Origin of the sequence: Oceanisphaera marina, assembly GCF_014643915.1 — a bacterium.
Taxonomy (GTDB): Bacteria; Pseudomonadota; Gammaproteobacteria; order Enterobacterales; family Aeromonadaceae; genus Oceanimonas; species Oceanimonas marina.
Genome location: NZ_BMKE01000015.1, coordinates 52605 through 77526, shown reverse-complemented (window position 1 = coordinate 77526; position 24922 = coordinate 52605). Strand labels below are relative to the sequence as shown.

Here is a 24922-nt window from a genome sequence, read left to right as displayed (position 1 = left end):
AGAAATTGGCCACAGCATAGTGAGCCCACACCGCGCTCTCAAACCACATTTATTTGCTCACAACATTAGATTTTGTAATAGGTTAATGAACTTGAAATACAAACAAACATTGCATCATCAAGCGCTTAACAAGCCGGTTTCATCGCCACGACATAACATAAAGCTCAAAAAACCACCAAGCCAAATAATCAATCACTATTACCAAAGCTTTACGCAACTGCAGCACACCAAAGCAACAAAAAACAACTGCCCGCTGAATATTTACTCACAACAGGCAAACAGCAGTCACCACTACAAAAATGCCACACAGTCGACGATTATGCTCAAAATGCAAAAAACACAGATGAACCATAAAATGAAACCACAACAACATATAACACCAATTTAACAGCAAAAAACAAATAAAATCACCAGCATCCGCCTCATGAGCCCGCGATCTCAAGAGCAAATCGCGCTCATTCTACCAGTTGTCACGTTGATTTAATGAGGCTGGCTCCCTATTCTGCGCGCCACTTATCTATTCTTAGTGCTTATAACACGATTCGAGGAATTACTATGAAACGAGAACAATGGGGTTCTCGCACCGGTTTTATCCTGGCAGCGGTGGGTTCAGCCGTTGGCCTGGGTAATATCTGGCGCTTCCCTTACATGGCCTACGAAAACGGCGGTGGTGCCTTTTTCATTCCTTATCTGTTCGCCATGCTGACCGCGGGTATCCCCTTTATGATCCTGGAGTTTACCCTGGGTCATAAATACCGCTCCGGCGCCCCCAAAACACTGCGTGCGCTGAACAACAAATTCGAGTGGCTGGGTTGGTTTCAGGTCATGATCTCGGCCATCATCGCCTTCTATTATGTGGTGGTGATTGCCTGGGCCATTTCGTATGTCTACTTCGCCTTCAATCAGACCTGGGGCCAGGACAGCAACGCCTTTTTCTTTGGCGAATTTCTGGCACTGGGCGACGACAGTACACCGTCGAACCTGGGCAACCTGCAATGGCACTTGTTGTTACCACTGTGTCTGGCCTGGGCCGCCACCTACTTTGCCACCTACCGTGGTGTAAAGGGCGGCATAGAAAAGGTCAACAAGGTGTTGATGCCCCTGCTGTTTGCAATGGTCTTGTTGCTGATTGGTCGTATCGTGTTCTTGCCCGGTGCACTGGACGGCATTAACTGGCTGCTGGAGCCGGATTTCAGCAAGATTTGGGATCTCAAGGTATGGTCTGCCGCTTACGGTCAGATTTTCTTCACCCTGAGCGTCGGTTTTGCCATTATGCTGTCTTACGCCAGCTACCTGCCGGAAAAGTCCGATATCAATAACAACGCCTTCATGACGGTGTTAATGAACTGTGGCTTCTCTATTCTGGCGGGCATCATGATTTTTGGTGCCCTAGGTTATATGGCCAATGTACAAGACAAGGCCTTGACCGATGTGGTCAGTTCGGGCGTAGGCCTGGCGTTCGTGACCCTGCCTACTGCCATCAATCTGCTGCCTGCACCGGGCGTCATGGGCCCGCTGTTCTTCCTGGCACTGATGTTTGCCGGTATCAGCTCGCATATTTCCATTGCCGAAGCCGTAACCACGGGCCTGATGGACAAGCTGGGCTGGAGCCGCCCCAAAACGGCAACCGTGTTTTGTTCGGTCGGTTTGCTGGTCAGCATGACGTTTATTACCCAGGGTGGCTTGTTATTGCTGGACCTGGTCGATTACTTCATCAATAACATTGCCCTGCTTGGCTCTTGCCTGCTTGAGCTGTTACTGGTGGGCTGGTTGTGCCGCCTGCAGGATTTTCGCGCTCATGCCAACCGCATCTCGGAATTTACCATCGGCGGCTGGTGGGCCATTTGCATCAGGTTTGTGTCCATTGGCATGCTGGTGGTCATTCTGTTCAACAACATCATGACCGCGTTCAAGGAAAACTACGGCGGCTACTCCAACAATGAAGTGACCTTCATTGGTTGGGGCATGCTTACCCTGATGTTGGTGCTGGCCATTGTGATTAATCTGAGCAGCAAGCAGGAGAACAAAATATGACCACAGGCGCCATTATCATGCTGGTGATTGGGCTGGGGATCACCTGGGGCGGAGCCGCCCTGTGTATTCGCCGTGCCATAAAGAGTAACAAGCGCGCATAATGTAGCGTGCGTTCAAAAAAACGGCTGCAAACGCAAGTTTGCAGCCGTTTTTGTGTTTATGGTCGTTTTCCGTCATGTTGGCGCGCGCCAGGATCTTGGGGTTGGGCGCTGTTCTAGGGTATGCTTGCGCGTTTTACTGCCTTGGGTCATGAATATGGAATGGGATGCTGCCGTTACCGAGCGTAACGCCGTGCTGGCACAGCTGGCTGGTCTGATTAACACTGACAAAGCCGACTGGCCTACCATCAGCGAGCTGAATCAGACACTGGGGGCTCGGCTGCCGATACGCTTTATTGATGATAACGACTTTGCCGCCCTGAACTGCTATTACGAACAGGCGGTGGCCCAAGGCATGGTGCCTACCCGCGCCGCCAACTGGCACGACTTTTTTGGTGCCGTTATCTGGGCTTTGTACCCCAACACCAAGGTATTGCTTAATCGCCTGCACATGGTGGATATTGAAGCGCAGGGTTTGCGTAAACGCACGCCCAAGCGCGATCGCATTACCCATTTTGATGAATGCGGTATGGTACTGGCCGTGACCGATAAAGCCGAAATAGAGAGATGGTTACGCGATCACGACTGGCAACAACTATTTATTGAGCAGCGCCATCGCTGGGGCGACAACTGGCAACCGTTTGTGTTTGGTCATGCCTTGTATGAACAGGCGCTTACCCCCTTTATCGGCATGACCGCCAAATGCGTGATAATCGAAATGACTCCCGATTTTTTTACTCGCCCGCTTGCCGAGCAATACGCCTTGCTGGATACCCAACTGGCGGATGTGCTTGAACAGAGCGCCCTGTTTGAACAACCCCGACCGTTGCGCCCTTTACCCATGCTGGGTATTCCCGGTTGGTGGCCAGCCAATGAGGACGTCGATTTTTATAATAACCGGGATTATTTTCGCCCGCGCCGTAACAGATGATTTATCGGGTGTTTTTTCTTACACTTGCCGCCTGACTTTAAAGAGGATTTCGTTGTGTCTCTGGCCGACCCCGTTTATGACCTTGAATTTAAGCGCCATTATCTGCATCCCAAATACTGGGCCACCTGGCTGGCCATCGCCGCCCTGTGGCTACTGGCCTGGCTACCAGTGCGCGCACGTGATGCGTTTGCCGCCGCCTTTACCCCTTTGCTGATCCGCTTTGCCAAAAAGCCCTGCTATATTGCCCGTACCAATATTCAGCTGTGCTTTCCCGAACTGACAGCACCTCAGGTAGAGCAGATGCTGGCCGACTCCATTCGTACCGGGCTGATGACCTTTATCAGTTATGGTGAATGGACCGCTCGCAGCCGTGAGTATCTGCAAGCGCGCTTTGTCGTGCAGGGACAGGAGCACCTGGACGCCTGCCTGGCCGCCGACGAGAAGATTATTTTCATGATCCCCCATACCTGGGCGATAGATGCCGGTGGCCTGTATTTAACGTCGTTGGGCCTGCCGATGTGTACCATGATGCACAGCGCCAAAAACCAGGTATTCGACTGGTTTATCAACCGCCAGCGGGCCCGCTTCAATGGCATCGTCTATGAGCGTGATGCAGGTATCAAGGCGGTGATTAAAACCATTAAAAGCGGCAAACACTTCTTTTATCTGCCGGATCAGGATCACGGCCGCGAGGCCAGCCTGTTTGTGCCGTTTTTTGCCGAAATGAAAGCCACGCTGCCGGCCTTGCCCAAGCTGGTCAAGCTGACTGGCGCCAAAGTGATACCCGTGCTGAGCGTGTATAACACCGAACTGCACCGCTACGAGTTGATCATGCGCCCGGCCATGGCCCCCTATCCCACCGCCGATTTAACCGCCGATACCCGCACCATGAATGCAGAAATTGAAGCGTTGCTGGGCGAGTGGCCAGAACAGTACATGTGGTTTCTAAAGTACTTTCAGACCCAGGTGGACAGCAATGAAGGCCGCTACGAAGCTGGCATTCGCCAGATAAGAAATCGCTGATGGACTGGTTACATTATTTACTGATGATCAGCATAGGCGCGCTGGCTGTCTGGCTGACCAGCCGAATAGACGACTGGCTGATCGCTCGGGAAAAACGTAAATAGACACACTCCAGGCTCTGAGCCTGGCAGAGTTCAGCCACAAGAAAAACAAAACCCCGAGTCAAAGACTCGGGGTTTTTATTTGGTTGCGGGGTTAACGATTAATCGGAGGGTAATGACCTCATTCCCGCCGTTAACCAAACCTGCGTTTTATCCCGGAAACAACAGGAACTTGGCACCGACAATCACTAAAAATACCGCAAATGCGCGCTTGAGCGCGGCCGCCGAGAGCTTGTGCGCCAAAATGGCGCCCACCCGGGCAAAGGGTACGCTGGCCAGGCTGATGCCCAGCAGTGCTGGTAGATAAACGTAGCCCCACGCCTCGGCGGGTAAGTCCTCGTGTGCCATGCCATGCACCACATAGCTGAGAGCACCGACCAGAGCGATAGGAAAACCGCATACCGCCGACACCGCCACCGCCCTTTGCATGGGCACCGAGCACCAGGTTAAAAATGGCACTGTGAGCGAGCCGCCACCAATGCCAAAGATGCCCGAGGCCCAGCCTATCACTCCTCCCGCCGCGGCCTGTACCGGTTTACCGGGTAACTGAGCAGCCCCCTTGGGCGCCAGACCAAACAGCATTTGGGCCGCCATCAGCCAGGCAAACAAGCCAATCAGGCGCTGCAGCAAGGGGCCCGATAATTTATCGGCGGTATAACCGCCCAGCCAGGCACCCATCACTATGCCCACCGAGAGCATCGCCGCCAGACGCCAGTCGATGGCACGTCGGCCATGATGAGTGTGAATGGCGCTAAGAGAGGTAAACATGATGGTGGCCAGCGAGGTTCCAACGGCCATGTGGGTGATCAAGTCACCGCCTATGCCCTGCAGTTTGAAACTGATAATCAGCACCGGCACAATAATCAGGCCGCCGCCCACCCCAAACAGTCCCGCCAGCGTGCCGGCAAACGCTCCCAACGCCAAATACATTAACCAAGTCATTACATATCCCTAAAAGACAAAAAGAAATTTCTAATTCGACTGCAGCGCACTCAATCAGCGCCCAGCCGTTATTATGCCTGTAACATGGCGGGCCAGACCATAGCCAAACAGCCAAAGCCCACAAAAGTCGATTTGCAGGCGTTGGCTGTTTGGTAGGAAAACAACATTAAAGGTGGGTTTTTGCGCCCAGGCTGATAACGACCCTGCGGTTGGTATTGCGCCCTTCTGCATCGCGATTGTCGGCGATGGGGCGGCGTTCGCCATGGCCTTCGAGATTGATGCTGCCTTCTGGCAAACCCAACTCGATAAAGTAGGCCTTGATGGCCTCGGCGCGGCGTTGTGACAATTGCTTGTTATGGTAAGCGGTGCCAAAACTGTCGGTGTAGGTGTTAATCACCACCTCGCCAATATTGGGATCGGCTTTCACGTATTCGGTGATCATGGCCAGTCGCTGGCTGGAATGATCCGTCAGCTCGTCTTCGTTATTCACGTAATTGAGCACGCTAAAGGCAATATCTTCAAAGCTGTAGGGCAACAGATTGGCCTGGCAGTCCAGAAAGGCGGCGTAGCGGGCGCGAAAGTTAACGGATGACAGCCCCACGCTGGTAACCTTGCCATTGCGATACCAGTCGTCAAAATAAAAAGTCGGCCAGCGCCCTTCGCTCAGTTCATCCAGCATCACCCAGGCCGATTGTTGCTCGACCATGGCATCAAACTGCTGATAAAACGTCACCTTGGATAAATTACGCGCCGCTCTGCCCGGCTGCCACTCGGGAGCCTCGCTGACCAGGGCCGCCGATTGCGTGCGCGGCTGGGCCCGCAACGGGCTTAGCGCAAACACCAGATTGATATTTTTGGACGCGCGACTGACAAAGGCACCGGTGCCAAAACGCGGAATAGGATGCTCCAGCCGACATTCTACGGCCGAGTCGGAGGTCAGCCGCCACAAAGACTGATCCATATTGGCAAGGTAGGCACGGGGCTGGGCCCCGGCTCCTGCGCACAGGGTCAGCCCTGCTATTAGCGTAATAATGCGCACGACGGCTCTCCTATTATTCGATACGCATATTATCGGCAGTATGGGCGATAGCTTTAATGTTTCTTGTCAGTCAGTTTGCCATCGCAACGCCGAATTTTTCACCATGAGCTTTAATCTCGCGGGTGAGTACGGCTTTTTCTTCCGGCGACAGCCAGCAAGCCTCTACGCTGTTCAGCGCCAGCTGCAGCAGATCCCGCTCACTGGCTCCCAAGCCTTGTTGCAGCGCCCTGTAGTTGGCATTCATGTAACCACCAAAGTAGGCCGGATCGTCGGAATTAACCGTGACGCACAGGCCCGCATGTAACAGCGCGAGCATGGGGTGCTCACTCATGTCGTTTATCACCTGCAACTTGAGATTGGACAGCGGGCACACGGTGAGCGGTATCCGCTCCTGGGCCAGGCGCGCCATCAAGGGGGCATCATCAATCGCCGCAACGCCATGATCGATACGCTCCACCTTGAGAATATCCAGCGCATCGCGAATATAGCTGGCGGGACCTTCTTCTCCGGCATGGGCTACCAGCCGGTAGCCCTGGGCCTGGGCGGCGGCATAAACCTGGGCAAATTTGGTTGGCGGATTGCCCTGCTCTGCCGAGTCGAGACCGATACCCGATAACTGCTGGCGAAATGGCTCGGCCTGGCGCAACGTATCAAAGGCGGCGGCTTGAGAAAGGTGGCGCAAGAAGGACAATATCAAACGACTGGTCAGGCTCCACTGGCGCCGTGCCTGTTCCAGCGCCCGCACTATGCCGCCAATTACGGCGGCCAGGGGCACGCCTCGCTCGGTATGTGCCTGAGGGTCGAAAAATACTTCCACATGCCGCACATTGTCGGCATGGGATCGCTCCAGATAGGCCCAGGTCAAGTCAAAAAAATCCTGTTCGGTTTGCAAAACCTGCATGCCCTGATAGTACAAATCCAGAAACGATTGCAGATCGCTAAACTGGTAAGCGGCCCGCAAGGCGCTTTCATCGGCATAATCGAGGGTGATACCATTGCGCTGGGCCAGGGCAAAGACCATTTCCGGCTCCAGCGTACCTTCAATATGAAGATGCAGCTCAACTTTAGGTAATTCACTGATAAAAGAAGTCATGGCATTTCTCCACAAGATGACACCTGATGATTAAGAATAATGGCAATGGGCAAAATAAAGCTTAAGGTAAAGATAACAAACATTTAACAGTGAACACCAAGAGATTGTGACCAATGCATGTCAAAACTGTGAGCTGGCAGAAAAAGGCCGCGTTCCATGGCGCAGGATTGCCTGTTTTTGATTCAGTCAGAGTCGATTGCTGGCGCAGACGGCGAGCACACACTCAAGTTAATGATCATAAAAACAAGATAGTTCGCCCTGTTTCGGCTACAAAGGTAAACTGCGTGGCCAGGCTTGATCCGAGTTAACCACTCATTTTACGACAAGGACCGTTTTTACATGCTCTCTTTTCTAAAACGCTGCATTATCTGGCTGCTGACCCTGCTGATAGTAGTCCCGCTGTTGTTGACCTTGTTGTATCGCTATGTGCCGGTGCCGGCAACACCACTGATGGTTATCAGGCTGTTTGAAGGTGAAGACTGGACCAGGCACTGGCAACCCTCGACCCGACTATCCGGTCATCTTAAAGCGGCGGTGATTGCCTCCGAAGACAACCGTTTTTGCCAACACAGTGGCTTTGACTGGAATGCCTTTGCCGACGTATTCAGCGAATTCAGGGACGACGGCAAGTTGAGAGGCGGCAGCACCATTACCATGCAAACCGCCAAAAATCTTTACCTGTGGCCCGGCCGCAGCTTTGTACGCAAAGGACTGGAGGCCGTTTACACTCCCATGCTGGAACTGCTTTTACCCAAGCAGCGCATCATGACACTGTATTTGAATATCGCCGAATTTGGCCCTGGCATCTATGGTGCAGAAGCCGCCGCCCAGGCGTATTTTAACACCTCGGCGGCCAACCTGACGCGCTATCAGGCCGCCTTGCTGGCCGCCGTATTACCCAATCCCAGAAAATTCCATGCCAACCGGCCATCGACCTATATTCAAGGCCGGGCCAACACCATTATGCGCCGCACACACCAATTGGGCCCGCTGCTCAAGTGCACTGCCAACTGATAAGATAAGGGCTTGTCATCTGTTTGTCATAACCCGTCACGACATTAGGCATAACAGGATACCTGGTTTGCCTATTATCAGGACCGAGTAATTCGATACGGGACTCAAGGAGAGTAATAGTGAATATAAAAAATCTGATCTGTGATATTGATGGCGTCATACTGCATAACAATGATTTAATTCCGGGCGCCGATGCCTTTGTACGCCGCGTGCTCGAACAAAATATCAACTTGTTGTTTTTAACCAATTATCCCGCACAAACCCCAAGAGATTTGCAAAACCGCTTTTACTCAGCGGGCATCGAAGTGCCCGAGTCACTCTTTTATACGTCGGCCATGGCCACCGCCGATTTCTTGAAGCGCCAAAGTGGGCAAAAAGCCTTCGTGATTGGCGAAGGCGCCCTGATCCACGAACTCTATAAAGCCGGTTTTACCATTACCGATATCGATCCCGACTTTGTGGTGGTGGGAGAAACCCGCAACTACAATTGGAGCATGATACAAATGGCGGCACGTTTTGTGGCCGACGGTGCCCGGTTTATCGCCACCAATCCGGATACCCATGGCCCGAATATGCACCCTGCCTGCGGCGCACTTTGTGCACCCATAGAACGCATGACCGGCAAAAAGCCGTTTTACGTGGGCAAGCCCAGCGCCTGGATAGTGCGCGCCGCGCTTAATCATATGGATGCTCATTCCGAAAATACCCTGATTGTGGGTGACAATTTGAAAACCGATATTCTGGCGGGGTTTCAAGCCGGGTTAGAAACCGTGCTCGTGCTCACGGGCGTCAGTCAAGTCAAGGATATTGACAAGATGCCGTTCCGTCCGCAGCATGTTTATGCGTCTGTCACCGACATCGATTTGTTTTAACCGAATATCTAACATAAATATAAGTTGATTGAATGGATCCCACTTTTATTGCAATTGCGTTTGGCTGTGGTTTACTGGTTTATCTGATTAACCTGCCTCCCTTGATTGGTTTTCTGGCGGCGGGTTTTGTACTTAATGCCATGGGCTATGAAAGCAATGCAACCCTGGACACGCTCGCCAATCTGGGCGTGACCTTGTTGCTGTTCAGTATCGGTCTTAAACTCGATATTAAAACCCTGTTACGAAAAGAAGTCTGGGGCACCGCCTCCGGGCATATCATCTTCTCTACCCTGCTGTTTACCCTGGTCTTGCTGGCAATAAAAAGCATCGGCTTTAGCCTGGCGTTGGAGCTTGAGTGGCGCCAGGCCGTGTTGATGGGCTTTGCCCTGAGTTTTTCCAGCACCGTATTTGCGGTCAAGGTGCTGGAAGAGCGCAGTGACATGAACACCTTTTATGGCCGTATCGCCATCGGGGTGCTGGTGATGCAGGATCTGTTTGCGGTGGCGTTTTTAACCTCCTCTTCCGGCAAGGTGCCCAGCCCCTGGGCCTGCAGCCTGCTGATCCTGATTCCCTTATTGCGCCCGGTGTGCTTTAAAATTCTGGAGCGTACCGGCCATGGCGAATTGCAAACCCTGTTTGCCGTGTTTATGGCGCTGGTGGTGGGGGTCGGCGGTTTTGAACTGGTCGGCCTTAAAGGCGATTTGGGCGCACTGATCATGGGCATGCTGCTGGCATCTCATTACAGTGCTTCGGCGCTTGCCAAATCGTTCTTCAACATGAAAGAGCTGTTTCTGGTGGCGTTCTTTCTCAGCATTGGTCTGAATGGCATGCCCACCACAGAAGCCTTGTGGATTGCCGGTATTCTGTTGCTGGTATTGCCACTGAAAAGCCTGCTCTACTATTTACTCTACAACCGTTGCCAGTTGCGTATTCGTACCTCTTTGCTCGCCACTTTCAGCCTCTCCAACTATTCGGAATTTGGCCTTATTGTGGCCGCTCTGGCCGCCAAACAAGGCTTGCTGAGCAACGACTGGGTCATAGTGGCTTCTATTGCGCTGGCGGTCTCTTTTGTGGTGTCGGCGCCGCTGAACACTCACAACGAAACCTTGTATCGTCGCTTGATGACACGCTTCAAACCCGAAGAAAGCACTCAATTGCATCCCAATGACAGACCCATAGCGTTGGGCAACGCCAAGGTGTTGATCATCGGTATGGGCCGTATTGGTCAGGGCGCCTACATGGAATTGGAGCAGCGTTATCCAGGGCAATTACTGGGTATCGACAGCGACATCAAAAAGATCGAATTACTGAAAGATCTGCATATCAATGCCATTGAAGGCGATGCCTCCGACTCGGACTTCTGGGACAAGACCAGCATCAGCGATCAGCTGGAATACATCTTTCTGGCCATGCCCAATCATGCGGGTAACCTGTATGCGCTGGAGCAGATCCGCTTCCATCATTTTACCGGCCGCGTGGCCGCCATTATCTGTTACCCGGAAGAAGGTGCACAACTACGCGCCATGGGAGCCGATGATATCTTCAATATCTACGAAGAAGCCGGCAGCGGCTTTGCCCGCCATGTGATTGAGGACAATGAAATGCAGGAAATAGCCAGCCGCTGAAGAAACGGCGCAGCCTTACGCTATGCACCATAAGTGAAAAACCACTCTGTTTTTTACGTATAGCGTAAGGCGTACATCGTCAGGCGGTTATTCAGTGCCCGCCGTCGTCTTTATCGTAGGGATATTTCACATGGCCGTAGCGGATCACTAAAATGGCGATCGCCAGCACCAGGGCGGCGCCTGCCACCGTGATCAGCCGCCAGCTGTCCATGCCTTTCATGTCCAGTATCAGATATCGAGCCAATGCCACTATGGCGATGTATAAGGGAATGCGAATGGGCAATTTACCCGAACGAAGATAAATAGCCACCATGGCCAGCACTTCAAGGTAAATGAACATCAGCAGCAGATCGGCCAGAGTCACGGTTCGGGCTTGCCACATATGGCCAATCTCGATGCCTACCGCCGTGACGGTCGCCACCGCCACGATAATCAAACCAATATGCTGCAGTACATCCAGTGCCTTGCTACCTAACATGCGGTTCTGGCTCATGAAGTTTCCTTTAAAACGAATGGATAAAATAAGGCGAGTGCCAATTGCCAGCGGATTGAGCCTTGCAGTTTACAGTACTACCTGGGCCGAGCCCTTGTCCCTCCTGCGGCTGCCCTCTATAATAACCGCGATTTAGCTCACATTGTTTATAAGAAATGAAACTTGCATGAATTTTTTACATAAAACCAAGACACCATTCTAGACCTCACTGTTAGCCATTATGACGCACCGAGTTGCCTGACCACCTCGGAGCTTATTGATATACCCTTGCGTGGCTAAGTCGGTTTTCCAATACAGACTCCACTCGCCCTTCAACCCTGGAACATTCACAATGCTATCGAATATTAAGCAGACTTGGTTTTTTAACGTCCGAGGAGACGTGCTTGCCGGCCTGGTGGTTGCGCTGGCCCTGATCCCCGAAGCCATCGCCTTTTCCATTATTGCCGGTGTAGACCCCAAAATTGGCTTGTACGCTTCCTTCAGCATGGCAGTCGTGATCGCTTTTGCCGGCGGGCGCCCCGGTATGATCTCGGCCGCCACCGGTGCCATGGCGCTGTTGATGGTGACGCTGGTTAAAGACCATGGTCTGCAATATTTGCTGGCCGCCACCTTGCTGTGCGGGGTGCTGCAGATTATTGCCGGCTATTTGCGCCTGGGCGAACTGATGCGTTTTGTATCGCGCTCTGTGGTCACCGGTTTCGTCAACGCGCTGGCGATTCTGATCTTCATGGCGCAACTCCCCGAGCTGACCAACGTCACCTGGCACGTATATGCCATGACGGCCGCAGGCCTGGGTATTATTTATCTGCTGCCTCTGGTGCCCACCATCGGCAAGCTGCTGCCCTCCCCTCTGGTTTGCATCGTTAGCCTCACTCTGGTCGCCGTGTTCATGGGCATTGATATTCGTACCGTGGGTGACATGGGTGAGCTGCCCGACAGCCTGCCGATTTTCTTGTGGCCGGATGTGCCGCTGAATTGGGAAACCCTGGCCATCATTTTCCCTTACTCATTATCTCTGGCTATCGTCGGCTTGCTTGAGTCCATGATGACCGCCACCATAGTGGACGATTTAACCGACACCAAGAGCGATAAAAACCGCGAATGCAAGGGTCAGGGTCTGGCCAATATTGCGACTGGCGCCCTGGGTGGCATGGCAGGTTGCGCCATGATTGGTCAGTCGGTCATCAACGTGAAATCTGGCGGTCGTGGTCGTTTATCCACTTTGGTCGCCGGGGTGGTGCTGCTGATTATGGTAGTGTTCCTGGGCCCCTGGGTGTCACAGATCCCGATGGCGGCACTGGTTGCCGTAATGATCATGGTGTCTATTGGTACCTTTAGCTGGAGCTCTATCACTGACCTTAAAGCACACCCGGCCAGCTCCAGCATCGTCATGATCGCCACCGTGGCCACCGTGGTGTACAGCCACAATCTGGCTTATGGCGTGCTGATTGGTGTATTGCTGAGCGCACTGTTTTTTGCCAATAAAGTGGGCCAGATCCTGTACGTGGGTTCAAATAAAGCCAAAGATGGTACCCGGGAATATCAGGTGGTTGGCCAGGTGTTCTTCACCTCTGCCGAGCAGTTTGTTGCCGCTTTTGATTTCAAGGAAGTGGTCAGCCGGGTACGCATTGACCTGACTCGCGCCCACTTTTGGGATATTACCGCCATTGGCGCACTCGACAAGGTGGTGTTGACCTTTCGCAGAGACGGCACCGAGGTAGAGGTTGTAGGGCTGAACGAAGCCAGCGCAACCATGGTCGATCGATTTGCCGAGCACAATGACCCCAAGGCCATTGATAAGCTGATGGGCCACTAACAGAAGGATTTTGTATGACGACCAATGTAATAGCCTGTATCGACGGTTCCAGCCATGCCAGCGCCGTATGCGATTGTGCCAGCTGGGCAAGTTTGCGCCTGACGAGTCCGCTGACCTTTTTGCATGTGCAAGACAAGAGCCAGGCCGCCCCTGACCGTGACTTAAGCGGCAGTATCGGCCTGGGTAGCCAGGAACACTTGCTTGCTGCGCTGGCCGATCTGGATGCCCAGCGCAGCAAGCTGGCCATAGAGCAAGGCCGCCTGATGCTGGAAGCCGCCCAGGCTCGCGCGCTGAAAAGCGGCGTGGTGGCCACCAGCCTGCAACGCCACGGTGAGTTTGTAGAGACACTGGTAGAGCTTGAAGCCAGCACCCGACTGTTGATTCTGGGTCGCCACGGCGAAGACTCGGCTTCGGCTTATGCTCACCTGGGCAGCCATGTAGAGCAAGCCATTCGGGCCCTGCATTGCCCGGTTCTGGTGACTCAGGGTCAATTCAAGGCCCCCAAAAAAATCATGCTGGCGTTCGATGGCAGTGCCACCACCCGTAAAAGCGTGACCATGCTGGCAGAAAGCCCGCTGTTGGCCGGATTGGAGCTACATCTGGTACTGATCGGTGCCGATACCGCCGAGCATCAAGAGCAATTGAAATGGGCCGGCGTGTTACTGAACGATGCCGGTATTCATACCCAATCGCACATTATTCCCGGCGAGGTAGAACAGGCGTTGGCCGCGTATCAGCAGCAACATGACATCGACATGATCGTCATGGGTGCTTATGGTCACTCGCGCATTCGCCAACTACTGGTAGGCAGCACCACCAACAGCATGATCCGAGCCGCTCGGGTACCCTTGCTGATATTGCGTTAACCAGCAGGGCTTAGGCCCTGCTTTTTATTTAATGAAATGAATCTTGATGAACATCAAGTCAAAATGTCATTAAAGTATGCTACAGTGATTCCGAATCGGAGCCCCCGCGATTCTTTTTATTTAAAGTCAATAACTTATCTTCGGGATCAAGCTCATGAAAACAAATGTATTAGCCTGTATTGATGGCTCCAAACATACTACCATCGTTTGCGATTATGCTGCTTGGGCCACCAAACAGCTGGATGCTTCTCTGGTCTTGCTGCACGTATTGCCAAAGCCCGAGCCGACCATGCTGTTTAACATGAGTGGGGCTGCCAGCTTGAGTCCGCAGGACAAGATTACCGATGAGCTGGCCAATCTGGACAAAAAACGCATCGAGCTTGCCAAAGAGCACAGTAAACAAGTGCTGGATCAGGCCAGCGCTCACGTCACCGAATCCGGCTTTGCCAAGCCACGCACCATTCAGCGCGTGGGTCGCCTGGTTAATGAAATCGAACAGTATGACGATTACTGCCAACTGCTGGTATTGGGTCGTCAGGGTGCCAATGAAGACGACAGCATCAGCCGTTTGGGCAGCCATGTTGAGCAGGTTATTCGCACCACAGACAAACCGTTGCTGCTGACCCTGAGCGAATTCAAGCAACCCCGCAAGGTGATGCTGGCGTTTGATGGCAGTGACACTACCCGCAAAGGGGTCGACATGCTGGCCTCTTCACCGCTGTTTAAAGGTCTTGAATGCCATATCGTCATGGTCGCAGGCCCGGATCCACAAAACCTGGAGCAGCTGGAAGTCGCCCGCTTGCAACTGGAAGACGCAGGCCTGAAGGCCGTGTCGGCCCTGTTGCAGGGTGAAGTGAAAAAGAACCTGCTGGCCTACCAGCAAAAACAGGATATCGATTTGGTGGTCATGGGCGCTTACGGCCACTCTCGCATTCGTCAGTGGCTGCTGGGCAGCATTACCGATCTGATGCTGCAGGAGTCGACTCAGCCGCTGTTGATTTTACGCTAAGCGAATCTGTATAACAAAAAGCCCCTGCAGGCATGGCCTGCAGGGGCTTTTTTAGTTCGCATTTACTGCAAACGAGTTTATGCAATACCCTTTTCGCGCAGGTATTCTTCATAGTTGCCACTGAAGTTACGCACGCCGTTTTCGCTCAATTCCAGGATACGGGTCGCCAGAGAGGATACAAACTCTCGGTCGTGAGAAACGAAGATCAGGGTGCCCTGATACATTTCCAGCGCCATGTTCAACGACTCGATGGACTCCATATCAAGGTGGTTGGTGGGTTCATCCATGATCAGTATGTTGGGCTTTTGCATCATCAACTTGCCAAACAACATGCGGCCCTGTTCACCACCAGAGAGCACGCCCACTTTCTTCTTGATGTCGTCCTGGCTGAACAACAGTCGACCCAGCACACTGCGCACGGTTTGCTCGTCGTCACCGGCCTGCTGCCACTGGCTCATCCAGTCAAACACGGTAATATCCATGTCGAAATCGGACGCATGATCCTGAGCGTAATAACCAATGCTGGCATTTTCGGACCATTTATAATGGCCGCTGGCCGGCGTCAGCTCGCCGAACAGGGTTTTTACCAGGGTGGATTTACCAATACCGTTGGCACCAAGAATGGCAATGCGCTCGCCCACTTCTACCAGCATGTCCAGATTTTTGAACAGAATATTGTCATCGTATCCCTGGGCCAGCTGCTCAACTTCAAGTATGTTGCGATACAGCTTCTTGTCCTGCTCGAAGCGAATAAACGGATTCTGACGGCTGGACACCTTAACGTCTTCCAGCTTGATTTTATCAATCTGTTTGGCGCGAGACGTTGCCTGGCGCGCCTTGGAGGCGTTGGCGCTAAAGCGGGCAACAAAAGATTGCAGATCGGCAATTTGCGCCTTCTTTTTCGCGTTGTCGGACATCAATCGCTCGCGGGCCTGAGTAGAGGCCAGCATATAATCGTCGTAGTTACCCGGATAGACCCGCAACTCGCCATAATCCAGATCGGCCATATGAGTGCAGACACTGTTCAAGAAGTGACGATCGTGAGAAATAATGATCATGGTGCTGTTACGATCATTGAGCGCACTTTCCAACCAGCGAATGGTGTCGATGTCCAGGTTGTTGGTCGGTTCGTCCAACAGCAATACATCGGGGTTGGAGAACAGGGCCTGGGCCAGCAGTACCCGCAGTTTCAAGCCCGGCGCCACTTCGCTCATGGGGCCGGTATGCTGTTCAACGCCAATGCCCACACCCAGCAACAGCTCGCCCGCGCGAGATTCGGCGGTGTAGCCATCAAATTCGGCTACCAGACCTTCCAGCTCTGCGGCTCTCATGTAATCGTCGTCGCTGGCTTCCAGGTTGGCGTAAATGGCGTCACGTTCGTGAATGGCAGCCCACAGTTCGGTGTGCCCCATCATCACCACATCCAGCACCCGGTATTCTTCATAGGCAAACTGATCCTGGCGCAACTTACCCAGTCGCTCGTTGACATCCAGGCTGACATTGCCTGCACTGGGTTCCAGATCGCCACCCAAAATCTTCATAAAGGTGGACTTGCCACAGCCGTTGGCACCGATAAGACCGTAACGATTGCCGTCACCGAATTTAACGGAGATATTTTCAAACAGCGGCTTGGCGCCGAATTGCATGGTGATGTTGTTGGTGGATATCAAGAAGCAAACTCACAATTAACGAAATGAAAAAGAGGCATTAGCCAAAGGCTGACAAGGATACCGACAGTCGAGGTAAAGTTCAAAGAATGTGCGCATTTATCGGCCCGAGTGGAGCCAAAGCGGTCTCGTTTTGATAAATAGGAATAAGCGACGTTTTTTTATATCATATTTACTCATATCAAGATCACCCACGGAGAGCACGGTGCATACACCTTATCTTAATATCACGCTGGTTGAAGAGGTGACCACCATCGCCCGCGCAGCTGGCGCCGTTATCATGGACGTTTACAGCCGCCCCATCAGTGTCACGGAAAAAGCCGACCATTCCCCTCTGACCGAAGCCGACGCCGCCGCGCATCAATTAATTGATCAGCGTCTTAAGCAGCTCTCTTTGAGACTGCCGGTGCTATCGGAAGAAGACACCACTTCATTTCCCGGCCCCGACGCCCAAGGTCGCTACTGGTTGATCGACCCACTGGACGGCACCAAGGAATTCATCAAACGCAACGGCGAATTCACCGTGAATATCGCACTGATTGTTCAGGGAAAGCCGGTGCTGGGCGTGGTCTATGCGCCGGCATTGGATGTCTGTTATACGGCAGCGCTCGGCCTGGGCGCCCACAAGACGGATGCCCAGGGCCACGTCAGCCCACTCACCGTAGCCAGCCACGATGCCAATACACCCTGGCGCGTGGTAGGCAGCCGCTCTCATGCCGGCGAGGCCATGCCGCGGCTATTGGCACAGCTGGGCAGCCATGAACTGGTGGCCATGGGCAGTTCGCTTAAACTGTGTCTGGTGGCAGAAGGTAGCGCCGATGTCTACCCGCGCCTGGGGCCAACATCCTTGTGGGATACGGCGGCGGCCCATTGCGTGGTAGAACAGGCGGGCGGCCAGGTCGTGCAGCTCAACGGCCAACCTCTAAGCTATGCCGATACCCGACAGTTGCTTAACCCCTACTTTTTGGTGATCGGCAACAGCCAGCAGCACTGGCCGAGCTTGTTTGCTTAAAAGCAAGACCGTACGCGTTACGCTGCAAGCTCAAAACAGCGCCGTTTTCAACGTATCGCGTATATAGCCTATCTGGCGACCAATACATCACAGGGCAGCGTGCTCAGGAAGCTGGTGGCGACGCTGCCAATCAACAGCCGGCTGATACCTTGTCGGCCATGGGTCCCCAGCACCAGTATCTGGGGATGATATTGGTCAACCGCATCGGTCAGGCACGTCTGAACATTCCCCGTGAGAATGTCGGTTTTAATGCGGCTCTTGTCTTCTACTGCCAGAAAATGCGCCATCTCGGTTTCTACTTCCCGGCGCAGACGGGCCTTTTTCTGCGCCAGCATGTTATCGAGATCCTGCTTGTCATATCGTACAAAGCCAACAAAAGGAGGCTCGCATACGTGCACCAGACGAATATTGGCCTGAGGGGCCAGGGCCAACCCCGCCTGCAGCGCATGATGCGAACTGCGGGAAAAGTCGGTTGCCGCCAATACATGCTGATAGGGTTCGACCGAATCGGTACTGACCATCAATAGCGGAATATCACAGTGCCGCAACAATCGCTCGGCAGTGGTACCCACAAACAGGTCTCGCAGCGGCTCTATATGGTGGCGCCCGACAATCAACACATCGGCCTCCAGCTCGCTCACCTGCTTGCTTAAGGTTTGATGGGGTTTGCCTAACAGCACATGACAGCTGGTATGCGGTTTGACCGAGCCGGGCAGAGCTTCAAAAAAATCTTGCAGCGCCAGGTCGGCTGCCTGCCTCAACCGGTGACGTACCGATATTTCGATCATGGGTTCATACAAGGTCAGGGCATCATCTACCACATGCACTATATGCAGCTTGGCCTTGAGTCGAGCCGCCAGCTCGGCCGCCCTTTTTACCACCAGTAAGGAACCCGGTTCCAAATCAATTGCAGCAAGTAGCGTTTTCAAATCGACCTTCCTTATGTCAATCGCACAGAGTCCTGGCAGGTGTACCAGCATGTTCTGCACACTGGCTAACCGAGCATTCCCGTTTTTGTCGCTAAAAGCAAACTTCGCCTATTTGCTTACCACAAAGCCTATGAGCCACCGGCTTTTTATTCTCCTCACCCGCCCTTTAGTTTACACTGTCGCTCCTTTAACGCCCCCATTTCAGGAGTCTTAGTGTTAACAGCAGAAATTGCCATGCGCTGGCTAACCGCCGGCTACATCGACCATTATGTATGTGAAAACTGCCACGGCATTCATTTATCCGAGTTGCAGGGACTGGATGGCGTACTGGAAAGTCGACTGTTTGTTGAGCATGAAGGCGCGATTGTAACGACCGAGATTGAAGTTCGACCCACCGGCCTGCTGGCGCTCATGGCCGACCTAAGCCGCTTGAACATGAATTATCCCAGCCTCAAGGTGTTTATTGATATTGTGGACGATAATCTGCCACGCCTGATTGTGGCTGACTATCTGCATACCCAGGCAGGTATGGATCAAGCCCAGTTTCTCTGGATCGTACAGCAAACCATGATGGCGACTCAGCAGCTGTTGCTGGAAATTACCGAACTCGGGTTTCTGATGCAGGACGATGAACCACAAAAAATGCCCTCCGCTGTGCATTAAGCCGCCAATTTGCTCAGGGTTAAGCCGGTTAAACGTTTTTTTGGCAAAATGCCTTGAACAAGCCCCGGCTTATCGCTAAATTACGCCTCGTTGTTTGCTGAGTTGGCTCAATCCTCCTCGGCACAAAAAATTTGGTGAGGTGTCCGAGTGGCTTAAGGAGCACGCCTGGAAAGCGTGTATACGGCAACGTATCGAGAGTTCGAATCTCTCCCTCACCGCCACATTCAGAAAAAGCCCTTGTTAAGCGTGATGCTGGCAAGGGCTTTTTTGTGCCTGTAGATCCCTCGCGTTTTTCCCTTTTCACTCACTGCTCTCACACTGCTCTCACAAAAGATGACCGTTCACCGATAAAACGGACAGGTCGCGACTTAAGCAGTACTCTTATGCTTTACATGCAATTTTTCTTTCTGGCTACCTGAGTCGCGATCAGTGTTAATAGCGCTCCTGATGGAGGGGTCGACGTGAATGCAGTTGTACAGCTTGAACATGATTTTGATCACATAATAGAGGCCATCGCCGGACCCGGTATTGGCATTTTCCCTGATTTTATAGATGCTGAACGGGTCGCCGCCTTGCGCCACGATTTAGCCACCCTTCCCCCCTGGGAACTGACCCCCGCCGCGATTGGCCGTGAACAACATCAGCAAACCAACGAGCGGATCCGCAGTGACAAGACTCGCTGGATTGAGGGCGACACCCAAGTACAGCGTTATTATCTGGCGCTGATGGCCAGCCTGAGGCAAACGCTGAATCGTCAATTGTTCATGGGGTTGAAAGATTATGAATGTCACTATGCGCTTTATCAGATTGGCGACTTTTATAAAAAACACCTGGACGCATTTCGCGGCCGGAGTAATCGCCGACTCACCACTGTGCTCTACCTGAACGATGACTGGCAGGCTGGCGACGGCGGAGAACTCTTGGTCTATCCTTTTCAGCATAAAACCGTTTTACATCGTATTATGCCCAAGGCTGGCACCCTGGTGTGCTTCTTGTCGGAAGATTTTCCTCATGAGGTACTGCCGGCGACCAGAGACCGACTCAGCATTGCGGGCTGGTTTCGTATTGATGACCCGGTTGCGCCAAGTTTACTGCTATAACCCAACAAACCTGAATTGCCGAAAAATCAATTAAACGGCTTAATTATTAATTTTTACGCTTTAAACGAGATGTAAAATGACAATATCATTTACATTTCGCTTTAATTTTGATTTTCATCCATTTTACCTTTCCATCCCACCGAGACTCTGCCAACCTGATTTTATAACGTAGAGCAACAAGTTAAGGATGATGATATGTGTTCTATTTTTGGTATTCTCGAGCTTAAATCCGATGTTTCCACCCTGCGCGCCCGCGCACTGGAGCTTTCCAAGCTACTGCGCCATCGCGGCCCGGACTGGTCGGGTATTTACAGCTGTGATCACGCTATTCTGGTGCATGAACGGCTCGCCATCGTCGGCCTCGACAGTGGTGCCCAACCCTTGCTTAATACAGCCAAAACCCATGTTCTGGCAGTGAATGGTGAAATATATAACCACAAGGCGCTACAGGCAGATCTTAAGAGCGATTTTGAATTTCAGACCCAATCGGATTGCGAAATTATTCTCGCCCTGTATCAGGAAAAAGGCCCTGATTTTCTGGATGACCTCAATGGCATCTTTGCCTTCGTGCTCTATGACGAAGCACAGGACGCCTATTTGATTGGTCGTGATCACATGGGCATTATTCCCCTTTACACCGGGCACGACGAGCAAGGCAACTTCTATGTGTCTTCCGAGATGAAGGCGCTCACCCCGGTGTGCAAAACCATTAACGAGTTCCCTCCCGGCCACCTGCTGTACAGCAAAGAAGGCGAGTTGCGTCGCTATTATCAGCGCGACTGGGAAGATTATGCCGCCGTGGAGCATCAAACCTCGAGTGTGGACGAATTACGCGAAGCGCTGATGGCTGCGGTTAAACGCCAGCTAATGTGTGATGTGCCTTATGGCGTACTGTTGTCGGGCGGGCTCGACTCCTCGGTGATTTCTGCCATTGCCAAAATCTATGCTGACCGACGAGTGGAAGATCACGACAACAGCAAAGCCTGGTGGCCGCAGTTACACTCGTTTGCCGTCGGGCTGGAGGGTGCCCCCGATCTGATTGCCGCCCGCAAGGTTGCCGAGCACCTGGGCACGGTGCATCACGAATTGCTGTACACGGTGCAGGAGGGGCTCGATGCCCTGCGTGATGTTATTTATCACCTCGAAACCTATGACGTGACCACCATAAGAGCCTCGACCCCCATGTACTTGATGGCGCGACGCATTAAAGCCATGGGCATCAAGATGGTGCTGTCTGGCGAAGGTTCAGACGAGCTGTTTGGCGGTTATCTGTATTTTCACAAGGCACCCAACGCCCGAGAGTTTCACGAAGAAACCGTGCGCAAGCTGCAAGCCCTGCACATGTTCGATTGCCTGCGCGCCAACAAATCCATGGCCGCCTGGGGCGTAGAAGCCCGAGTGCCCTTTCTCGACAAAGCATTCATGGATGTGGCGATGCGACTTAACCCTGCCGATAAAATGTGCGGCCAGGGGAAAATGGAAAAGCACATACTGCGTCAGGCCTTCGCCGACCTGCTGCCCGATGAAGTGGTATGGCGGCAGAAAGAGCAGTTTTCGGACGGCGTTGGCTACTCCTGGATCGACAGTCTCAAAGCCATGGTCGAACAGGAAGTCACCGACCAGATGATGGCCGCGGCCGCGTTTCGCTTTCCGTTGAATACCCCCACCAATAAAGAAGCCTATTATTACCGCGCTATTTTTGAAGGCCATTTCCCTCAGGAATCCGCCGCACGCTGCGTGCCCTGCGGCCCATCTGTGGCCTGTTCGACCCCGACCGCCATAGAGTGGGATGAACAATGGAAACTGATGGCCGACCCTTCCGGGCGCGCCATTAAAGGCGTGCACAGCCAGTCTTATTAGTCCGAATATGCCTGCGGATAACCAGGCCGCTCTTGCTATCCGCAGGATATTCATACAAATAAACAGCCGTCAGTGGTGCCTGTTAGCCTCAAGGTCACTCTTTCCATTAAACCCTTCTTTTTTGTGATGTTAATATCGGCTCAAGTCGCGAGATATGCTAATGTTGCTGGTAAATCAGTTTCATTTGAGCGACCGTGATACACCTAGACCCTACTGCCGCCGACCTGCCCGTCGAGCGTTTGATGCACAGTGGCCTGCTTACCTGCAGCCCGGACACTCCCCTGCATGAAGCCGCCCAGCGCATGGCCACACGCCAATGCAGCTCCATGCTGATAATGCAAAAAGGAAAGGTGGCAGGCATCTGGACCGAACACGACAGCTTGCGGGTTGACTTCAATAACCCCGACTCCCTGAAAATACCCATTGCTCAGGTGATGAGCAGTCCGGTCAGCAGTGTGCACCTTGCCACTCCGCTTTCGGAGGTAGCACTGCGCTTTTCCCGAGAAAAACGCCGCCATTTTTTGGTGGTTGATGACCAGGGCCGGCCACAAGGTATAGTGTCGCAAACCGATCTCACCATAAAACAAGGTCTGGAGCTGTATCTGAGCTTACGCACCGTCAATGAGGTGATGGGCACAGACCCCCTGTTGTTGCCCGGCACCTTGAGCCTGAGCCAGGCTGCAGCCTTTATGCTGAAACAACAGCAAGATGCGGCTGTAGTCAGCTGTGGTAACGACGAATTAGGTATTATTACCGAACGGGATATGGTGCGTTTTGTGGCCCGCCATCCCGGAAACACTCCCCTGGGCAAACTGGCCAGTCGTCCGCTGTTGACCATAACTCCCCAGGATTCTTTGCTACGCGCCAGAGACATGCTGATTGATCATCAGCTACGCCATCTTGCAGTGAGAGATGACGAAAATCAGCACATAGTGGGTTTGCTGGGATTTCGTAATATTCTCGAGGGTGCCGAGCAGAATCATCGGTTGGAACTACACCAGGCCATTGCCCAGCGCGATCAGGCGATGCAGAGCTCCCGGCTGAATTTACAGCTGGCCGAGCGAGTCATTGAGGCCTCCCTGGAAGGGGTAATCATCACGAATGCCAAAAGCCGTATCGAGTTTGTGAATCCGGCGTTTTCCCACACCACGGGCTTTAGTGCCGAAGAAGTCCTGGGCAAGACACCGGCCATACTGTCTTCCGGACGCCATGACGCGGCCTTTTATCAGGATATGTGGAAAACCCTGCAGCAAAAAGGCTACTGGCGGGGAGAAATCTGGAACCGACGTAAAAGCGGCCAGCTGTATCTTGAACTGCTAACCATTACCACGATCCGTGATGAAGAAGGCAATATCAACCATTTTGCCGCCCTGTTTACCGACATTACCCATATTCGAGAGAACGAAGATCAGATCCGCAAACTGGCCTATTACGATGCGCTGACTCAACTACCTAATCGTCGGCTGCTTGAAGACCGGCTGGAACAGGCCATGCGTCATGCTCATCGCCACAAGCAACGGCTGGCGGTATTGTTTATCGATCTGGATCATTTCAAGCAAGTGAACGACAGCCTGGGCCATGCCGCCGGCGACGAGTTGCTGCTTGATGTGTCGCGACGCATGGCGGCGCGGCTGCGCGAAGACGACACCCTGGCTCGCCTGGGCGGCGACGAATTTATTGCGCTATTGCCGGATTTAGCCGACCCCGATGAAGTTACCCGAATCGCCCGCCGGCTGATTGATGCCATTGGTGAGCCTTTTCAACTAAAGAATCAGACGTTTCGTATTGGCTGCAGCATAGGGATCAGCCTGTATCCGGATGATGGCACCGAGCCCGAACAGCTATTACAACATGCAGACGCCGCCATGTACCGAGCCAAGCAGGAGGGGCGTAACACCTACCGGCTTTACAGCACACAGCTGGACGTGCGTGAACACCGTTCGCTGGCGATGGAAACGGCGCTGCGCAATACCATAGATAGCGGTGAAGGCTTGAGTTTACATTATCAACCTTTGGTGGAGCGTAATTCTGGAGCACTGGTCAGCATGGAAGCCCTTGCTCGCTGGGTTCATCCGGAATATGGCCAGGTGTCACCGGGAGATTTTATACCGCTGGCCGAGCGCTCTGGCCTGATACTGCCATTGAGTCAACGGCTGATGAGACTGGCAGCGGCACAACTCAGAAGCTGGCTTGATAACGGCTTGCAGCCGGTACCGGTGGCGGTAAATTTGTCGGCACAACAGTTTTGGCAACACGACTTGATTATGCAGATTCGTACCCTGTATGAAGAGTTTCAACTGCCAGCAGGCCTGCTTAATTTTGAACTCACCGAAAGCATGCTGCTCGACAAACAGCAACAAGCCATTCGAGTGTTACAAGAACTGCGCGAGCTGGGTTGTCGAATTGCCATGGATGATTTTGGTACCGGTTATTCTTCTTTAAGCTACTTGCACCAGCTGCCGATTACCACACTGAAAATTGATCGGTCTTTTATTCAGCAACTGGGTGAAAGTGCGGGCAGCGAAGCCATTCTGGCCGCCATTACCGGCATGGCACAAGGTTTGAAGCTGACCGTGGTCGCCGAAGGCGTGGAAACCCAGGCGCAGCTGGACGCGCTGGGCAAATACCAGGTTAACGTCATCCAGGGCTATTTCACCGGTCGTCCCCTGCCTGCAGAAGACATTGCCTCCCGATATTTCATGAACAACAGGCGTAAATAGCAGAGGTCCGCCAGA

The 24922-nt window shown here is 53.0% G+C and carries 22 protein-coding genes and 1 tRNA gene; 17 read left to right on the top strand and 6 right to left on the bottom strand.

Features of this window, described 5'->3' with window-relative positions:
• Nucleotides 1-91 precede the first annotated feature (91 nt).
• The 5 genes from IEW52_RS10345 (at nt 92) to lpxM (ending at nt 4086) form a co-directional block, all read left to right on the top strand.
• Nucleotides 92-388 (top strand): hypothetical protein, encoded by a 297-nt coding sequence (locus IEW52_RS10345; RefSeq protein WP_188629995.1) that lies wholly within the window; start codon nt 92-94, stop codon nt 386-388.
• Nucleotides 389-555: 167 nt separating this feature from the next.
• Entirely contained in the window at nt 556-2034 is a 1479-nt protein-coding gene (locus IEW52_RS10340) for a sodium-dependent transporter (protein ID WP_188629994.1), read from the top strand.
• Nucleotides 2031-2135 carry a MetS family NSS transporter small subunit gene (locus IEW52_RS10335; RefSeq protein WP_188629993.1) on the top strand — a complete coding sequence of 35 codons (105 nt, stop codon included), beginning with the start codon at nt 2031-2033 and terminating at the stop codon, nt 2133-2135. The genes IEW52_RS10340 and IEW52_RS10335 overlap by 4 nt, the downstream gene beginning before the upstream one ends.
• A 154-nt stretch (nt 2136-2289) precedes the next feature.
• On the top strand, nt 2290-3063 hold the full coding sequence (locus tag IEW52_RS10330; protein WP_188629992.1) for a DUF3025 domain-containing protein: 774 nt from the start codon (nt 2290-2292) through the stop codon (nt 3061-3063).
• A gap of 54 nt (nt 3064-3117) precedes the next feature.
• Nucleotides 3118-4086 carry a lauroyl-Kdo(2)-lipid IV(A) myristoyltransferase gene (gene lpxM / locus IEW52_RS10325; RefSeq protein WP_188629991.1) on the top strand — a complete coding sequence of 323 codons (969 nt, stop codon included), beginning with the start codon at nt 3118-3120 and terminating at the stop codon, nt 4084-4086.
• Between the two features lie 251 nt (nt 4087-4337).
• Here lpxM and IEW52_RS10320 read toward each other — a convergent pair whose 3' ends face one another.
• From IEW52_RS10320 to IEW52_RS10310, 3 genes are all read right to left on the bottom strand, one after another.
• Nucleotides 4338-5129 carry a sulfite exporter TauE/SafE family protein gene (locus tag IEW52_RS10320; RefSeq protein ID WP_188629990.1) on the bottom strand — a complete coding sequence of 264 codons (792 nt, stop codon included), beginning with the start codon at nt 5127-5129 and terminating at the stop codon, nt 4338-4340.
• Between the two features lie 166 nt (nt 5130-5295).
• A complete protein-coding gene (locus tag IEW52_RS10315) occupies nt 5296-6168 on the bottom strand; it encodes a flagellar protein MotY (protein ID WP_229667890.1) in 873 nt (290 codons plus the stop codon).
• A gap of 70 nt (nt 6169-6238) precedes the next feature.
• A complete protein-coding gene (locus IEW52_RS10310; protein WP_188629989.1) occupies nt 6239-7261 on the bottom strand; it encodes an adenosine deaminase in 1023 nt (340 codons plus the stop codon).
• Nucleotides 7262-7600: 339 nt separating this feature from the next.
• On the opposite strand from IEW52_RS10310, the gene mtgA reads away from it, so the two are divergent.
• From mtgA to IEW52_RS10295, 3 genes are all read left to right on the top strand, one after another.
• Nucleotides 7601-8275, top strand: coding sequence for a monofunctional biosynthetic peptidoglycan transglycosylase (gene mtgA / locus IEW52_RS10305; protein WP_188629988.1), 675 nt, complete (start codon nt 7601-7603; stop codon nt 8273-8275).
• Nucleotides 8276-8394: 119 nt separating this feature from the next.
• Nucleotides 8395-9147: an HAD-IIA family hydrolase gene (locus tag IEW52_RS10300; protein WP_188629987.1), complete on the top strand. Its 753-nt coding sequence runs from the start codon at nt 8395-8397 to the stop codon at nt 9145-9147.
• 32 nt (nt 9148-9179) lie between these two features.
• The gene (locus tag IEW52_RS10295) at nt 9180-10772 is read left to right on the top strand and encodes a cation:proton antiporter family protein (RefSeq protein ID WP_188629986.1); all 1593 of its coding nucleotides are present in this window, start codon (nt 9180-9182) and stop codon (nt 10770-10772) included.
• A gap of 91 nt (nt 10773-10863) precedes the next feature.
• Here IEW52_RS10295 and IEW52_RS10290 read toward each other — a convergent pair whose 3' ends face one another.
• The gene (locus IEW52_RS10290) at nt 10864-11265 is read right to left on the bottom strand and encodes a phosphate-starvation-inducible protein PsiE (protein ID WP_188629985.1); all 402 of its coding nucleotides are present in this window, start codon (nt 11263-11265) and stop codon (nt 10864-10866) included.
• 331 nt (nt 11266-11596) lie between these two features.
• Between IEW52_RS10290 and IEW52_RS10285 the strand changes: the two genes are divergently transcribed.
• The 3 genes from IEW52_RS10285 (at nt 11597) to IEW52_RS10275 (ending at nt 14956) form a co-directional block, all read left to right on the top strand.
• Entirely contained in the window at nt 11597-13081 is a 1485-nt protein-coding gene (locus IEW52_RS10285) for a SulP family inorganic anion transporter (RefSeq protein ID WP_188629984.1), read from the top strand.
• Between the two features lie 14 nt (nt 13082-13095).
• Nucleotides 13096-13947 carry a universal stress protein gene (locus tag IEW52_RS10280; RefSeq protein WP_188629983.1) on the top strand — a complete coding sequence of 284 codons (852 nt, stop codon included), beginning with the start codon at nt 13096-13098 and terminating at the stop codon, nt 13945-13947.
• Between the two features lie 154 nt (nt 13948-14101).
• The gene (locus IEW52_RS10275) at nt 14102-14956 is read left to right on the top strand and encodes a universal stress protein (protein ID WP_188629982.1); all 855 of its coding nucleotides are present in this window, start codon (nt 14102-14104) and stop codon (nt 14954-14956) included.
• A 77-nt stretch (nt 14957-15033) separates the two neighbouring features.
• Here the strand turns inward: IEW52_RS10275 and IEW52_RS10270 are convergent, their stop codons facing one another.
• Nucleotides 15034-16626 (bottom strand): ABC-F family ATPase, encoded by a 1593-nt coding sequence (locus IEW52_RS10270; protein ID WP_188629981.1) that lies wholly within the window; start codon nt 16624-16626, stop codon nt 15034-15036.
• Nucleotides 16627-16828: 202 nt separating this feature from the next.
• On the opposite strand from IEW52_RS10270, the gene cysQ reads away from it, so the two are divergent.
• Entirely contained in the window at nt 16829-17635 is an 807-nt protein-coding gene (gene cysQ, locus IEW52_RS10265) for a 3'(2'),5'-bisphosphate nucleotidase CysQ (RefSeq protein WP_268236657.1), read from the top strand.
• Nucleotides 17636-17703: 68 nt separating this feature from the next.
• Here the strand turns inward: cysQ and IEW52_RS10260 are convergent, their stop codons facing one another.
• Entirely contained in the window at nt 17704-18564 is an 861-nt protein-coding gene (locus tag IEW52_RS10260) for a universal stress protein (RefSeq protein ID WP_188629980.1), read from the bottom strand.
• Nucleotides 18565-18798: 234 nt separating this feature from the next.
• Between IEW52_RS10260 and IEW52_RS10255 the strand changes: the two genes are divergently transcribed.
• The 5 genes from IEW52_RS10255 to IEW52_RS10235 all read left to right on the top strand — a co-directional run bounded on the left by IEW52_RS10255 (nt 18799) and on the right by IEW52_RS10235 (nt 24907).
• On the top strand, nt 18799-19227 hold the full coding sequence (locus IEW52_RS10255) for a YbjN domain-containing protein (protein ID WP_188630010.1): 429 nt from the start codon (nt 18799-18801) through the stop codon (nt 19225-19227).
• Between the two features lie 133 nt (nt 19228-19360).
• A tRNA-Ser gene (locus tag IEW52_RS10250) sits at nt 19361-19448 on the top strand.
• Between the two features lie 240 nt (nt 19449-19688).
• The gene (locus IEW52_RS10245) at nt 19689-20327 is read left to right on the top strand and encodes a 2OG-Fe(II) oxygenase (protein WP_188629979.1); all 639 of its coding nucleotides are present in this window, start codon (nt 19689-19691) and stop codon (nt 20325-20327) included.
• 195 nt (nt 20328-20522) lie between these two features.
• Complete coding sequence (gene asnB, locus IEW52_RS10240; RefSeq protein WP_188629978.1) at nt 20523-22187, top strand: asparagine synthase B; 1665 nt, start codon at nt 20523-20525, stop codon at nt 22185-22187.
• Between the two features lie 194 nt (nt 22188-22381).
• Nucleotides 22382-24907, top strand: a complete 2526-nt coding sequence (locus IEW52_RS10235; protein ID WP_229667889.1) for an EAL domain-containing protein — start codon at nt 22382-22384, stop codon at nt 24905-24907.
• Nucleotides 24908-24922 lie beyond the last annotated feature (15 nt).

Excerpts from the sequence above, each read along its gene's own strand:
- IEW52_RS10340 (WP_188629994.1), top strand. The coding sequence starts at position 556 with ATGAAACGAGAACAATGGGGTTCTCGCACCGGTTTTATCCTGGCAGCG.
- IEW52_RS10335 (WP_188629993.1), top strand. The coding sequence starts at position 2,031 with ATGACCACAGGCGCCATTATCATGCTGGTGATTGGGCTGGGGATCACC.
- IEW52_RS10330 (WP_188629992.1), top strand. The coding sequence starts at position 2,290 with ATGGAATGGGATGCTGCCGTTACCGAGCGTAACGCCGTGCTGGCACAG.
- IEW52_RS10320 (WP_188629990.1), bottom strand. The coding sequence starts at position 5,129 with ATGACTTGGTTAATGTATTTGGCGTTGGGAGCGTTTGCCGGCACGCTG.
- IEW52_RS10310 (WP_188629989.1), bottom strand. The coding sequence starts at position 7,261 with ATGACTTCTTTTATCAGTGAATTACCTAAAGTTGAGCTGCATCTTCAT.
- mtgA (WP_188629988.1), top strand. The coding sequence starts at position 7,601 with ATGCTCTCTTTTCTAAAACGCTGCATTATCTGGCTGCTGACCCTGCTG.
- IEW52_RS10295 (WP_188629986.1), top strand. The coding sequence starts at position 9,180 with ATGGATCCCACTTTTATTGCAATTGCGTTTGGCTGTGGTTTACTGGTT.
- IEW52_RS10290 (WP_188629985.1), bottom strand. The coding sequence starts at position 11,265 with ATGAGCCAGAACCGCATGTTAGGTAGCAAGGCACTGGATGTACTGCAG.
- IEW52_RS10285 (WP_188629984.1), top strand. The coding sequence starts at position 11,597 with ATGCTATCGAATATTAAGCAGACTTGGTTTTTTAACGTCCGAGGAGAC.
- IEW52_RS10280 (WP_188629983.1), top strand. The coding sequence starts at position 13,096 with ATGACGACCAATGTAATAGCCTGTATCGACGGTTCCAGCCATGCCAGC.
- IEW52_RS10275 (WP_188629982.1), top strand. The coding sequence starts at position 14,102 with ATGAAAACAAATGTATTAGCCTGTATTGATGGCTCCAAACATACTACC.
- IEW52_RS10255 (WP_188630010.1), top strand. The coding sequence starts at position 18,799 with ATGCGCTGGCTAACCGCCGGCTACATCGACCATTATGTATGTGAAAAC.
- asnB (WP_188629978.1), top strand. The coding sequence starts at position 20,523 with ATGTGTTCTATTTTTGGTATTCTCGAGCTTAAATCCGATGTTTCCACC.